This is a genomic window from Chloroflexus sp. (assembly GCF_049970315.1).
In the GTDB taxonomy this organism is placed as follows: domain Bacteria; phylum Chloroflexota; class Chloroflexia; order Chloroflexales; family Chloroflexaceae; genus Chloroflexus.
The window spans coordinates 15,140-29,276 of record NZ_JBMFNE010000004.1; the positions used below are offsets into that span (position 1 = coordinate 15,140).

At 55.1% G+C, this 14,137-nt stretch carries 10 protein-coding genes; 2 read left to right on the top strand and 8 right to left on the bottom strand.

Features of this window, described 5'->3' with window-relative positions:
• Positions 1 to 32: 32 nt before the first annotated feature.
• The 6 genes from ACP5OT_RS03900 to ACP5OT_RS03925 form a co-directional block, all read right to left on the bottom strand.
• Entirely contained in the window at positions 33 to 251 is a 219-nt protein-coding gene (locus ACP5OT_RS03900) for a Franean1_4349 family RiPP (protein WP_424674943.1), read from the bottom strand.
• 1 nt (position 252) lies between these two features.
• On the bottom strand, positions 253 to 4,578 hold the full coding sequence (locus tag ACP5OT_RS03905) for an adenylate/guanylate cyclase domain-containing protein (protein WP_428131387.1): 4,326 nt from the start codon (positions 4,576 to 4,578) through the stop codon (positions 253 to 255).
• Positions 4,579 to 4,723: 145 nt separating this feature from the next.
• Positions 4,724 to 5,896: a radical SAM protein gene (locus ACP5OT_RS03910; RefSeq protein ID WP_424674941.1), complete on the bottom strand. Its 1,173-nt coding sequence runs from the start codon at positions 5,894 to 5,896 to the stop codon at positions 4,724 to 4,726.
• Positions 5,897 to 5,997: 101 nt separating this feature from the next.
• Positions 5,998 to 7,530, bottom strand: coding sequence for an aldehyde dehydrogenase family protein (locus tag ACP5OT_RS03915; RefSeq protein WP_428131390.1), 1,533 nt, complete (start codon positions 7,528 to 7,530; stop codon positions 5,998 to 6,000).
• Positions 7,531 to 7,858: 328 nt separating this feature from the next.
• Positions 7,859 to 8,137, bottom strand: a complete 279-nt coding sequence (locus ACP5OT_RS03920; RefSeq protein WP_424674939.1) for a hypothetical protein — start codon at positions 8,135 to 8,137, stop codon at positions 7,859 to 7,861.
• Positions 8,134 to 9,195, bottom strand: coding sequence for a homoserine dehydrogenase (locus ACP5OT_RS03925; RefSeq protein WP_424674938.1), 1,062 nt, complete (start codon positions 9,193 to 9,195; stop codon positions 8,134 to 8,136). The genes ACP5OT_RS03920 and ACP5OT_RS03925 overlap by 4 nt, the downstream gene beginning before the upstream one ends.
• A 183-nt stretch (positions 9,196 to 9,378) precedes the next feature.
• Between ACP5OT_RS03925 and ACP5OT_RS03930 the strand changes: the two genes are divergently transcribed.
• Together ACP5OT_RS03930 and ACP5OT_RS03935 are read left to right on the top strand one after the other, a co-directional pair.
• Positions 9,379 to 10,827, top strand: a complete 1,449-nt coding sequence (locus ACP5OT_RS03930) for a leucyl aminopeptidase (RefSeq protein WP_424674937.1) — start codon at positions 9,379 to 9,381, stop codon at positions 10,825 to 10,827.
• A 128-nt stretch (positions 10,828 to 10,955) separates the two neighbouring features.
• The gene (locus tag ACP5OT_RS03935; protein ID WP_428112386.1) at positions 10,956 to 11,849 is read left to right on the top strand and encodes a DMT family transporter; all 894 of its coding nucleotides are present in this window, start codon (positions 10,956 to 10,958) and stop codon (positions 11,847 to 11,849) included.
• A gap of 96 nt (positions 11,850 to 11,945) precedes the next feature.
• On the opposite strand, the gene ACP5OT_RS03940 is transcribed toward ACP5OT_RS03935, so the two are convergent.
• Both ACP5OT_RS03940 and ACP5OT_RS03945 read right to left on the bottom strand, forming a co-directional pair.
• Entirely contained in the window at positions 11,946 to 12,743 is a 798-nt protein-coding gene (locus ACP5OT_RS03940; protein ID WP_424674935.1) for a slipin family protein, read from the bottom strand.
• 66 nt (positions 12,744 to 12,809) lie between these two features.
• Positions 12,810 to 14,129, bottom strand: a complete 1,320-nt coding sequence (locus tag ACP5OT_RS03945; RefSeq protein ID WP_428131393.1) for an NfeD family protein — start codon at positions 14,127 to 14,129, stop codon at positions 12,810 to 12,812.
• Positions 14,130 to 14,137: the final 8 nt, after the last annotated feature.

Consider the following 14,137-nt stretch of genomic DNA (forward strand, 5'->3'; position numbering starts at 1 on the left):
CACCCGAAGACGCTCCGACCGCATCACCTACCTTAGAAGAAGCCACGGCCGGCACTCTTGGTCAGGCGCGGATCGAGCTTGCCGGCGAAGGTTTGCAAGCTCTCGACATCAAGCTTCTCGAGTGCCTCCAACTCCTCGTCGGTCAGATCATACCCTGCGCACGCAGTCCGGGCATCGGCGATAAGCTGTTCGCGAAACGCAGGATCAACGACGGCCCGGCCAATGATCTGCTCAACGGCTGCTTGTGACATGTTACACCTCTCCAAGTTGCGTAGCCAGTCGGTGGAGTTCACCGTTGGCGTCGATAAGGGCCAATTCTCTGTTGGCATATTCTAAATACGTAGTAGCTTCGGCCAAGTTTCGGTGATTCAGTGCCAGTCCAAAGCGGGCCGCAGTACACGCATGCTCAAAGCGAGAGTTTATCGCGCTCAAGATGTCAAGTGCGCGGTGGAAATAGTCGCTAAACGGTTCGTCGCGTTCAGCGGCGATTTCGCCGCGTAAGCGCAGTGCTACTGCCTGATCGAGCCGACTACCGATCTGTTCGGCAAGGGTTGCGGCGTGGTTGGCGTGATCGGCAGCTTGATGCAAGAGTGCCATGCGCATATCGCTGTCGTGGCGCCGGCGAGCTTGTGCTAACAGCGCTTCAGCCATCGCACAGTGCGCTTCGACAATGAGCTGCGGTACCTGAATCTGTTCGCCGATCTGGTAGGCTTCTCGCGCATACGCTAGTCCTTTATCCGGATCAGCGTTGGCAGTGGCGGCCACAGCCGCTAACGCGAGCGTGTTACCGTATTGATAGGTGCTTTGTTGCTCGGTATAGATCGTAAGGGCTTGCTGATACACGTGAAGCGCATGCTGATAGTTACCACGCGCATAACTGATAATGCCCAATGTATCATTGGCTTGTGCCACACCTAATCGGTCACCCATTTCTTCGCATAACGCGAGCGCATTCCGACAAGATTCTTCGGCCAAATCGAACTTAGCTAAACGGTAGTAAGCATATGCCTCATTCAGCAACACGCTGGAAAGGGCATATTTCGCGCTTATCTTCCGCGCCAACTCTTCTGCTCGCCGATAATGATTAACTGCTGCAACATAATCGCTCTGTAACTGCGCCAGATAGCCGAGGTTGTTGTGGGTACGCGCACAGCCGTAAAGGTCATCGATGGCCTCTTGTACGCTCAATGCATTCAAGAAATGGTAGCGCGCTAGATCGTAATGGCCGCGCATGCCGTGAATCATGCCTAATTGCTGTTGTAGTTCGGCAGTAATCCGTTCGTCTTCGATGCTCCGTTGATCGTTGCGGATACGCGCTAAGCCGGCCTCACACATCGCCAATGCTTCGTCGAACAGTGCAAGACGGGTAAGGGTTTGGGCGATGTCGGCTGCAATTGCTGCTAGGAGGAGGGGTGGCGTATGATTAATATCTGCACTCGCGATTACCTCAGCTTTACGTAGACGTTCGAGCGCTTCGTGATAGCGCCCCTGTTTCTCTAGCGCTGCTCCCCACGATCGCAAAACCTCGGCTTGGACAACAGGCGGTAAGTGCTCACCACCGATCGTGAACAGGCGTTGGTAAGTCTGTTGGGCCTCATCATAGTGACCAATCGCCGCTTGGATGTCACCGAGGGCTTCCATCGCTTCCCAGAGCCGTGCATCATCACCACGATCGCCCAGGATGTCGATGGCCCAACGGTAGTACGTCATTGCTTGTTCATTCGCATACTCATCGCGCGATAGATGACCGGCTATGAGTAAATACTGGACCGCACGGTCGGGGGTATCACTTAGTCGGTAGTGGTGAGCGAGGAGGAAAATCGGGCCAACAATCGCCCGTGCAGTACGTGACATAAACATTCCGTTACGGCCGATCTGAACATATCGATATTGGCGGGTGGCCGCAAATTCTTGGCGTAACCCACTCAGTTCACGGGCGTACCGTTTTTCGAGATACTCGCCAATCTGACGGTGCAATTCGCGTCGGCGCGAGAAGAGCATACTCTGGTACGTTACTTCGTGTAGCAGAGCGTGCCGGAAACTATGTACTCGCTCGGGTGTTTCATGCTCGAGTAGGGTCAGCTCTTGCGCATCAAGCTGATTGATACGCTCGATGAGTTGTCGAGTATCTTCGTCATATACCGATTGCACAACGGGTAAGGGAAAACGTTGACCAACGACTGCCGCTACGCGGAGCAAGGAGCGAGATCGTTCATCGAGCTGATCAAGACGGGCCATCAGCAGACCATTGAGGCTGTCGGGTAGTTGATCGAGATTAGCATTATCTTGGTACACGGTGCGTACCAGCTCTTCGATAAAGAGTGGATTGCCGGCAGCACGAGCGATAATCTGGGCTTGCAGTTCTGGATCGATGCACGTGCTTGCCGGAATTGCGGCAATCAACGCGGCACTATCGGCAGCCGGTAGCTCAGTTAGGGCAAGAACTTCCGCACCGTCTGCGAGTGGATCACCGTTCCATTCTAATGAGTCGCGATGTAAGCCAAGGAGCAAAATGGGGACCTGAGCAATCGAATTGGCCAGAAACCGCCAGAGATCAAGCGAAATTCGGTCGGCCCACTGTAAATTGTCGAAGACGAGAATCAGACCGTGTGGTGCAGCTCGTGCGTGGATGATAGCCCGGATCACTTCAAACCGTCGCTCTTGCCGTTGCTGCGGATCGAGCGCGCCCGTGATCACATTGTTGTCAACATCGAGCTTAACCAGATCGGCGACAAGTGGTGTCCAATCGTCGGCAATACCGGCAGTAGCCAATGCCTGACGCAATTGAGCGGCACGGGTTGCCTGATCGGCGTCTGCCGGAATCGTACACAACGCTTGCAGCGCATCACTCCACGGTGCATACGGTTTATTTTGCTGGTATGAGAGGCAGCGTACCGTCACTATCCGGGTTTCGCGAGGAACGCCGCTGACCAGCAGTTCAGCGGCTAGTCGGGTTTTACCGATGCCGGCATCGCCGCTGATGCGCACTACCCGGCCAAGACCGGTTAACGCCAACGCGAGCCGCTCGCGTAGCCATGCCAACTCGTGGCGCCGCCCCACCAGTGGTCGCTGGACTTCTGGGGTTTGGACATGCCGGACATCCTCGAGCCTGAGTAATTCAAGCGGTTCGCGTTTGCCACGTACACTCACCGTGCGCGCATCGGTGAAGACCATAACCGTGCCGGTGGCAACGGCGAACGGTGTTGTCACACGAATTTCGCCCCAGTCACTGTGAGCCATAACACGTGCCGCTACATTGACGGCATCTCCCATCACCGTATATTCCTTGCGATCGATATCGCCCACGTTGCCGGCAAACACAATCCCGCTGTTTAAGCCGATCCGTAAGCGTAGATGATCAAGCGAGATGCCGGCGGGATGCGCTTGGGTGAGGGCTGTAAATGCACGTCGAAGTTCGAGGGCAGACCGTGCTGCGCGCTCGCTATGATCTTCTTGGGCCACCGGCGCACCAAAGATGACGAGGAGCTTAATCCCTTCGGTCGAGACATCGATTTTATTGACATAGCCACCATACTGCTCCACAGCCGTGAATCCGACACGCCAGACCGTATCGATGACGTGCGCTGCGCTTTCTGCCGGGAGGGTTTCGATGAGTTCGGCTAGCCCATCAATTTGCGCAAACAGGATTGACACCGGCCTGAGATCGGCTTCGAGGTGGGGTTGACGAGGATGGGTAATGATCCGATCCACCAAAATCGGTGGTAGATATGGTCGTAGCCGTTCGATATTCCACAACAGGCGGAGCGCAGTGTCGTGGGAAGGTGGTGGCACATCGTAGTGCGGCAAAGCAACGGATACTGCAGTTCCGCTGATGGCTGTTAATTTGATGTAACCTTCGGTAATTGACTCACCTTGGGCGCGTCCAGTCAGCCGTTGCCACGCCTGCGGCCCGATGACGATTTCGCCACTGCTACTCAACTCCTCGGCGTGGGCCACTCGTTCGACACAGGTTCCCATCGCGCTATACCGCATGGTTTCGTCTCGACCGGCGTTGACCAGCGCCACCCGGCCACTCTCGATCCCAATGTGCATTGTCAGTGGGAAGACGCCAATGCCCGGAACTTCGCGGGTAAAGCCGGCTTGTGCGTGCAACATATCACGGGCAACAATAGTTGCGGTGTAAGCATGATCGTCGTCGGTAAAGAGCACCAATAAGGCATCTCCACCGAAGGTGATAAGATCACCGCCGGCTTGTTGGATACGGCGAATTAAGCCTCCAAAATAGGTGTTGAGCGTCTCGGTGACAATCTCAACACCTTCGCGGCCAAGGCTGCTGAGTCGTTCGGCTAATGCAGTGGAACCGCTAACGTCGACAAAGAGTAAGGTGCCTTCAACCCATTCGATCCAAGGTCGGTTGTCGGTCGTGGCGAGACGGTGTACTACTAACCGATGTGGTAGATAGGTACTAAGCGCGTATTGAATATTTGCGAGCCGCGCACAAACCGCATAGAGTTCGTGCGGTCGCATCGTACCACGCAACAAGGAATCGGCTTGGTCTGCCCCGAGATAGCTTCTAATCTGATCGGGATCGAGCTGAAAAGATGCTTGGTCAGACATCAAATTACCGCTCCTGTTGAATGACACCGATCATCAAAACCCATAGTATGAGTATGGTACTTATTCTCAATTATAACAGAGCGGTGTCTATCTAAAAGGTTGAGATTAGGTAAGATTGTGCGGTATCGTGCGGTTGCATGCCACGCTAATACACAAACTCTTCGATATGATAGAGCACTACCTTTGTGCCGGGGGCAACAACCGTGCGCAAGCTCTGTTTGAGCGTCTGTACCTGCTTCGTAATCTCCGCTGTATCAAGTGGTTGGCTACCAGATTCGCGTAACTGATCAAGATAAGGACTATCAGGAGTAACAATCAATGGTGAGAGGTAGACAATATCGTCTGGGCCGAGGTTCATCGCGGCAATAACATTGATGGAGTGTTGGACATGATCGGCAGCGAAGCGACTGCCACCGGCCCCGGCGAGGAGGATCACACCGACCGCAATCCCGGCGGCTTTGATCGTTTGCACAACCTCGATAGCTTCAGCCGGTGAGCCGGGCTTGTTGAGCTGATGGAATACGGTATCATCACCACTTTCAAGACCAAGATAGATCCGGCGCACACCAGTATCGGCCAACTCACGATAATCGGTCAGCGTCTTCCGTTCGGCCCCAAAAATATCGAGGAAGGCATAGATACCTTTCAAAGGGGCTGTTGGCCCAATCGCGAACTCTTCATGAACTACCTGTAGTAACGACCGTAGTCGCGGCTGAGGAGTAATCAGTGCATTAGCATCACCGAGAAAGATTGCCATCCGCAAGCCGAGACCGGCGCCGACAAATGCCTTCACCTGTCGGATATGCTCACGAAATGTGTCTGGCGTGTGGATTCGGAATGGTCGATCACGGTAGAACGTGCAAAAATGGCAGCGATTCCAACTACATCCTTCGGTAGCCTGCAAGACAAGCGCACGGTATTGATCGGGCGGCACAATGCTGATCCGTTTGTAGATGGTACGGAATCGTTTTCGTTCCGCTTCCAAGCTGGCTACATCCCACCGCCGGATGCGCATAAACCGGTCATGAGCTTCCGGTGGTGCTGTTGCCGCTATCTGATCGATCATCCGATTGGCATCGTGCAATAGCTCGGCCAAGATCGCTTGTCGCTCGTCTGCGGATAGCTTGCGTCGTTCCTTCTGACCGGGAGCAATCGTCCGTTTCAGCAGCACATCACCACTAAGCCCACGCACATAATTCGTACCGTTGCGAAACGCGACAATTGGCCGTCCCTCACCATCGAAGGCGATAATCGTGCGCATCGCCTCGGCGAGCGTGAGATGGTGTGGTTGAAGATTGATCGTAATATCGGTTGTCATAGAAGCCGGTGGTTACTGGATAGCCAGTGCAAAGATGTGAGGAAAGACAGCAGGATGGTATACGCACCCTGAGCATCTTTGCACCAGGCCATCGTCATCTACTATTCAGGCAAGAGGGTGTCCCACCATAACCTGCCCTGTCGGCGCTGCATCAGGTCAACATGAATATGCTTGACTTCAGTGTACTCATCGAGGCCGTAACGCCCCATCTCGCGGCCAAACCCGCTCTGACGGTACCCGCCAAACGGCGCCTGAGGGTTGAGGACGTGATGTTCGTTGATCCAGACCGTGCCGGCGCGAATGCGTTTGGCCACGGCCAGAGCTTGCTGGAGATCGCGTGACCACACTGAGGCGGCGAGACCGTAGATACTGTCGTTGGCGATCTTGATTGCTTCACTCACCTCTTCATACGCTATGACGGCCAACACCGGCCCAAAGATCTCTTCTCGCGCAATTCGCATCTCTGGCCGCACATTGGTGAAAATAGTCGGCTCGGCATAATAGCCGTTGGCATATGCTTCGCCCAGCGGCCTACCGCCACCGATGACCACCGTTGCTCCTTCTTCGCGACCGATGGCAATATAGCGCTCGACCTTCGCACGTTGTTGTTCACTGATCAGTGGGCCGATGTCAGTTTCAAGATTCATCGGATCACCGATCCGCATAGTGCGCACTCGTTCCACCAATCGGGAGACGAGCGTATCGTGGAGGGCGTGGGGAACGAGCAGACGCGAACCGGCTTCGCACAATTGACCACTGTGATAAAACGCACCCCACAGCACACCATCGACGACCAGATCAAGATCGGCATCGGGGAGAATGATCATTGCGTTCTTGCCACCTAATTCAAGCGTCACCCGCTTGATATGAGGAGCGGCAAGCGCCATAATTTTGCGCCCGACTTCAGTGCTACCGGTAAACGCGACTTTATCGACATCTGGGTGGGCGACCAGATACTCACCAACTTCGCCGCCGGGACCGAGGACGAGATTGACCACCCCTTTCGGCAGAAGGTTCAGCTCGTGGATCGCTTGAACGATAGCCAATGTACTTAACGGTGCGAGCGACGACGGCTTAAAGACAACCGTATTGCCGGTGGCCAGTGCCGGACCGAGTTTCCAAGCCGCCATACAGAAGGCATAATTCCACGGAATAATCTGGGCACAGACGCCGATCGGTTCCCGCCAGACAAAGTTCCACGAAACACTCGGCAAGTCGTTCCACGGTAACGGTTCGTAGGGATGCTTGCGAGCCATCTCGGCACAGCCACGCAAAATCTCGATACCAAGGGTAATATCGTTGTACGTCGTTTTGCGGAGTGGCACACCGGCGTCATGTGATTCAATCTCGGCTAATTCAAAATTACGCGCTTCGAGTGCGTCGGCCAGCGCATGCAAAATCTCGGCCCGACGCGCTGGGCTGGTATGCGGCCACGGGCCGTGGTCAAATGCCGATCGGGCAGCGGCGACGGCCCGATCAACATCGGTGGGGCTAGCACTGGCGCAGGTTGCTAATGGCTGGCCGTTGGCCGGATCGAAGACGGTAAAGGTCTGTCCACTGCTCGCCGGCTGCCATGCACCGTTGATGTACAGATCATAGTGAGGTAACCCTGCCGGGGAATGTTCGTGCCTCATCGCAAGACTCCTTACATTTGGTGGGGAGCGAGGTGCATGCCGCTATGCGTTATAGTGTAACACGCTGCGTTATAAAACTCAAGAGATGTAACATGATGTTTTGATCATATAGTTCGGCGCTAACGGAGTTATCGGTGAAGGCAACAGTCCTGACGATCTGCCAATCCGCGTCGGAGATATAATCTGCGCTGGAGCATGGATCGTGACGCTGTTTGCCGACCTCGATAATACACTGCCAAACAAGTGGGTCGTTTGGTAATTACGCGATGAACGTAGGCCGTTACCCATTGTTCTACGTTCGCCAAGCAGTTTTGTCATTCGTGGTGGGTCAGATCGATGCAGATGTCTCTTCCTCATGAGCGTAATCGCAACGCGCACGGCATTTCACCGTTCTTTTCGCAATCTGTGTCACGACATCTTCATCAACACAAATCGGCTTGGATAAGGCACGCGCCACCATCATCCCGTACATTTGTCCATCGTAGCCAGTAGGTACAGGCTTCATGAGAACAGTGATCGGCGGTGCGTTGCCGTTGAGGTGGTGATACAGACCGACCGGTGGCGCATCGCGGATAACTGAAACCAAGACGACAGTTTGCGCTATCACAGTTCTCGAGCTGTCGCAATAATATCGCTCAACACACCGGTTGCCGTCACTTCAACCCCTGCACCTGGCCCGCGGATCACCATTGGTCGGTCGTGGTAACGTCGGGTGGTGAAGCTGATCATATTGTCGGGGCCACGCAGACCGGCGAGCGGATGATCGGCGGGCAACTCGCGCAACCCCACCTCGATGTTGTCCGGCGTGATGCGCGTGATATACCGCAAGACGTTGCCAGCGGCGCGGGCCGCGGCAAAGCGTTCCATAACAGATTCCTCGGCTTCAGGCAAGCGTTGCAAGAACTCTGCCACACTGACCGTTGCGAGCTGGGGTGGGAAGAGCGATTCAGCACTCACCGCGTCAGCCGGTACGGGGATGCCACAAGTACGGGCCAAAATCAGCGCCTTACGTGCCACATCAGCCCCGCTTAGGTCATCCCGCGGATCCGGCTCGGTGTAGCCGAGTGCGTGCGCTTTCCGTACCGCTTCGGCAAAACTGCTACCCTCTTCTAACGCGCTCATCAGAAAGCCGAGGGTACCACTCAAGGCCGCTTCGATCCGCAGTACATCATCACCGGTGTCGAGCAAGCCCTGTAATACCCCAATAACCGGCAAACCGGCCCCAACCGTCGCTTCGTAGCGGGTTGCACCACGTTCGGTGAGCGCGGTAAACAGATCGTACTCATCACATAGTGGGCGTTTATTGGCCAATACAACGCGATGACCCGCCGAGACGGCTGCGGCCAATGGCGCGGTATGTTCACTCGTTGCCGTGACATCAACAACGATTGCTATTGTCGCAGGGAGTAACTCGATCCAGTGCCGATCGGTGATCGCATTAGTCATCCTATCAAGCCCATAACCGGCTTCTTTTACGGCGAGGATTTGATGTACTTGTTCTTCTCTCACCGTCGGATCACCGGCAATGATACCGCGACTATCAGCAATCGCTATGTAGCGTAGATCTATGCCATAGCGTCGGCGAATGGCAGGCGCGACGGCTACTATTTGTCGTGCTAAAGCTCGTCCGACGCCACCAATGCCAAGTTGGATAATGGGTGTCATGATGGCCCCCTACACAACTTTCCTAAATGCGGCTATTGTACCATAGTGCAGATGGCAACCCTACGGATGTGAAACGTAAGGCACGTTATTTCCTGAGTATGCGGTCGGATTTGACGGTCTGCTGGCTTGAACGTACAATAAAAGTCCTGCAAAATATGACACATCAGGTATTCCGAGGTTCTTATGGAATGTGAAGTTCAGAGCGGTGAATTGTTGGCTACCGAGACGGAGTTAGCCGTTTTGCTGTACGCCGAGGACGAAACATTACCTGCGGAAGTTACTGCGTTATGCGAACCTAACGATGCCAACGGACGCTGGAAGCAGCAAACGTTACTCTACCCACGCGGAGCGTTGCCGGCGCGGCGGTTGTTGCTGATCGGGATGGGGAAGCGTTCGGGTATTACTGCCGACACAGTGCGGCAAGCGGCAGCCATTGCGGCCCAACGGGCGCAAGAATTGAAGGTGTCGAGTTATCATCTGGGCTACAATGGTCATCTGCCATTGACACCACAACAGTTTGGTGTAGCTTTTGCCGAGGGTAGCATTCTGGGGTCGTACCGATATACACGCTATAAGAGTGACCGGGAGGAGACGCCGGAGATTACGGCTATCTTGCAAGCTGGTTCTGATGCGCCAGAAGCCGTCGAGGGGGTACGGCGTGGTCAGATATTGGCGCGGGCGACGACGTTTGCCCGCGATCTCGCGAACGGTCCCGGTAATGAGGTGACACCGGCATTTCTGGGTCAGACTGCTGTTGAGATGGGTGCTCGTCTTGGTTTGCAGGTCACTGTGCTGGATAGAGCACAGTTGATCGAACAAGGTTTTGGCGGTATTCTCGCCGTTGGGCAAGGATCGGCCAACGAACCACGCTTTATCGTGATGGAATATGGTACTGGCGGGCAAGGTCCAACCATTTGTCTCGTCGGTAAGGGTATAACCTTCGATACCGGTGGTATCAGCATCAAACCGGCCGAGAAGATGGACGATATGAAGATGGATATGAGTGGTGCGGCGGCAGTTTTCGGCGCCATGCAAGCGGTAGCCGAATTACAGTTACCGTTGCATGTGGTTGGTATTGTTTGTGCTGCCGAGAATATGCCGAGCGGTACCGCTTATCGTCCCGGTGATATTATTCGCACCCTCAGTGGTAAGACGGTTGAGGTGCTTAATACTGATGCTGAAGGTCGGATCGTGTTAGCAGACGGCCTCTTTTACGCACAACGCTATCAGCCGGCGGCGATTGTTGATCTGGCAACCCTGACCGGTGCGATCATGGTGGCCCTTGGCTCGCATGCGATTGGTTTGATGGGGAACAATCAAGAATTGGCAAATCGGCTCATTGCTGCCGGTGAAGCGACTGCCGAGCGCGTTTGGCAGTTGCCGCTCTGGGATGAGTACCGTGATGCGATGAAGAGTGACATTGCCGATCTCAAAAATACCGGTGGGCGTTACGGCGGCGCGATTACGGCTGCCGGTTTTCTGGCCGCTTTTGTCGGTGATTATCCGTGGGCGCACCTCGATATTGCCGGTACCGCGTGGGTTGAGAAGCCGTCGCGCGCTTATCAAGCACGTGGGGCGACTGGGGTTGGTGTACGGTTGTTGGTTGAGCTGTTACAGGGGTATGTGGGCTGAGCTGACGAAATGAGTCGCTCGCTGTGAGTGACATCTGTTGCGTACCGTGAGAGGCGGGTTGCAACCCGCCTCTCCGATTGTCACGAATGTACGCCGTTGAACGGTTTTCTGCAAGAAATCAGGATGCTATGTCTACGCTTAATGAAGCCCAACGTCCCTTCGATATTGCGATGGTAGTTATCGCTGCGTTATCGTGGGGGACCATCGGTGTGGCGGTTGGGTGGCTCTATCGCTTGACCGAAACCAATTCGCTTTCGATAGGTTTCCTTCGTTTGCTGCTGTCGGCGCCGGTGTTGTTGATCACTGCACGTATGCTTGCTGGGCCACAGGCCTTTCGCATCAAACCACGCCATCGTTGGGTACTGGCCCTAATCGGTGGTGCGTTCGCCGGTTATCAGGTGGCCTACTTTGCCGCAATTCCGTATCTCGGTGTGGCAGCAGCCGTCTTGATCAATATCTGTAGTGCACCGATCTTCACTGCGCTGCTTGCCCGGGCTTTTCTCGGCGAGCGGTTGCGACCGAGCACCGGGCTGGCGATTGGCGGTGCGGTGATTGGCGCAGGTCTGTTGGCCGGTGGTGTGCCACAAGTACACTCCACGAACGATTGGCTGGTAGGGGCTGCGTTGGCACTGACCGCCGGCTTTTCGTACAGTCTGGTGGTGTTGGGCGCACGACTGGTCGCTGCTGATTACCATCCGGTCGTGCCGGTTGCGTTGTCGTTTACCCTTGGAGCGTTGTTGTTACTGCCCGCTGCCCTATCTACCGGTTTGGCGATTGATTATCCGCCATTGGGCTGGTTGGTGTTAGGCTACCTGAGTGTAGTCCCGACCGCTTTAGCGTATGCACTCTATGTACGCGGTATGCGCACGGTGCGGGCGACGACGGCAGCCACTATTTCGCTGCTCGAGCCGCTCGGCTCGGCATTGTTGGCGATGCTCTTGCTCGGCGAGCGCTTTACCGCTACCGGTATTGTTGGTGCGGCGTTGCTTGTTGCGAGTATTGCAATCATCGCTCGGCGATAGCCGGTGTATGGTGTGGGGCAGATGACAACCTCTGCCCCACAACTACTGTACGACGCTCGTGCGGGCTACCATACCATGAGCATCGTGCTACCCACCCTAATCTGATGAGCGTACCACATCATTATTGACCGACTGCGGCGCCAAAAAGGTCTTGAGCAGCTCAATCGGGAGCGGGAAGATAATCGTGCTGTTCTTCTCGGTGGCGATTTCGGTCAAGGTTTGCAGATACCGTAGTTGCAACGTGACCGGCTCGCTGGCTAACACGCGCGCCGCTTCGGCCAGGGTACGCGACGCTTGCAATTCGCCATCAGCGTGGATCAACTTGGCACGCTTTTCACGTTCGGCTTCTGCTTGGCGTGCCATTGCCCGTTGCATGTTCTGCGGCAACTCGACGTCTTTTACTTCGACAATCGTTACCTTGATCCCCCAAGGTTCGGTCTGTTCGTCGATGATCTGCTGAAGTTTTTGGTTGATCTTCTCGCGTTGCGCCAGCAGTTCATCAAGCTCGACCTGACCAACAACGCTGCGCAAGGTTGTTTGGGCGATTTGCATCGTGGCGCGGATGTAGTCCATCACTTTCGTGACCGCCCAATTCGGATTGATCACTTGAAAATAGAGGACGGCATTGACCTTAATGGTCACGTTATCGAGCGTAATCACCTCTTGGACCGGCACGTCCATTGTAATAACGCGCATATCAACCCGCACCATACGCTCGAAGATCGGGATCACAAAAAAGATTCCCGGCCCGCGTGGCCCCATTAGCCGACCCAATCGAAAGATAACTCCACGCTCGTATTCGGGAACGATCTTGATCGCCGAGAGCAAGATCATTAACGCAATGAAGGCCAAAACTGCCAGACAAGCGAACAAGAAGAATGTGAAGCCGCTCATATCACTCCCTTTCCGTGATGCAACCAAAATATGTTGGATGCCGACTTCCAACCCGAACCGTTGTTTCTATGATGGCGACGATACTTCAGATGGTTCAATCCGCCGCACCGTTAAGCGCAAGGCATAGATTCCGGTCACACGTACCCATTCACCTGCTTCTGCGGTACCATTTTCGCATACCGCTCGCCACAATGCACCCTCAACAAATACCATCCCTTCTGGATCGAGGCGCTGTCGTACCTCAGCCAGTCGTCCGATTAATCCTTCCTGCCCGGTCGTAACCGGTCGGTTACGCGACCGCAGTGCCAGCCACACCCCGGTCACGGCGAAGATTGCAATGATCATCGCAACTAAGATGATCACCCACAGCGCCACGGCCACACCCGGGGCTTGGGTCGCGTCGAACAGCGTTAATGCGCTGGCGATCATAATGCCCACCCCAATGACGGTCAGCGTGCCATGCGATGGCACGAAGAGATCGGCTGCAATGAGGCCGAATGCGATGAGAATGCCTAACACGCTGAGCCATTGCACCGGCAATGCGATCATACCGATAATTGCGCCAATAAGCAATAGCACACCGAGACCGGCCAGGATACCGATAGTTGGGCTGAGAAACTCGGCGTAGAAGGCAAGCCCTGCCATGATCAATAATAAGAAGACAACGGTCGGGTTGGCGAGTATGAGCAGAAAGGCTTCGAGAAGATTGACTTCGACGACAAAGGGGCGGGCGCCGAGTGTTGCCAAGGTGATCTGCCGTCCATCGGCCAATGTCACTACCCGGCCTTCCAGGCGTTGCAACAATTCGGTACGGTCACGGGCCACCAGATCGATAATCGGCGGTTGTGCCTCGATGGCTTGGGCTGCTGTGGCAATAAAACCGCTCCGTAAGGCGGTATCGGCCCAATCAACATTTCGGTTGTGGGCCTGGCCCCATGCCTCGAATTGCTGTAACTGCTCGTTTAACAACAATTCTTGGGTGTCATTGCTCATACCCATTGTCGGTACGAAGAGGGGGGTGGCAAGGCCAAACCGACTATCCGGTGCCATCGCCGCGATGTGCGCTGCCGGCAATAACCACGAACCGGTAGCGCCGGCATCGTGGCCGGACGGACTGATGTACACCACCACCGGTACACGCGCATTGGCAATATCGTTTGCAAGTTTGCGCACCTCTTCGAGAACGGCGCCGTTTGGCGTCAGTTGCATCACGATGACCTGGGCATTCGCAGCCTCGGCTTCGTGCAAGGCACGCCGCAAATATCCGGCGGCATAGCTACTCAGGACACCCTCGTATTCGGTAACGTAGATTGGCTGAATTGACTGTGCTGTTATACCGGTGACGAATGCTGACCAGAGTAATCCGATGATGAAGTACCGCCACACCGACCACC

Coding starts and splice junctions, on each gene's coding strand:
- ACP5OT_RS03900 (WP_424674943.1), bottom strand. CDS start 251: ATGTCACAAGCAGCCGTTGAGCAGATCATTGGCCGGGCCGTCGTTGAT.
- ACP5OT_RS03905 (WP_428131387.1), bottom strand. CDS start 4,578: ATGTCTGACCAAGCATCTTTTCAGCTCGATCCCGATCAGATTAGAAGC.
- ACP5OT_RS03910 (WP_424674941.1), bottom strand. CDS start 5,896: ATGACAACCGATATTACGATCAATCTTCAACCACACCATCTCACGCTC.
- ACP5OT_RS03915 (WP_428131390.1), bottom strand. CDS start 7,530: ATGAGGCACGAACATTCCCCGGCAGGGTTACCTCACTATGATCTGTAC.
- ACP5OT_RS03925 (WP_424674938.1), bottom strand. CDS start 9,195: ATGACACCCATTATCCAACTTGGCATTGGTGGCGTCGGACGAGCTTTA.
- ACP5OT_RS03930 (WP_424674937.1), top strand. CDS start 9,379: ATGGAATGTGAAGTTCAGAGCGGTGAATTGTTGGCTACCGAGACGGAG.
- ACP5OT_RS03935 (WP_428112386.1), top strand. CDS start 10,956: ATGTCTACGCTTAATGAAGCCCAACGTCCCTTCGATATTGCGATGGTA.
- ACP5OT_RS03940 (WP_424674935.1), bottom strand. CDS start 12,743: ATGAGCGGCTTCACATTCTTCTTGTTCGCTTGTCTGGCAGTTTTGGCC.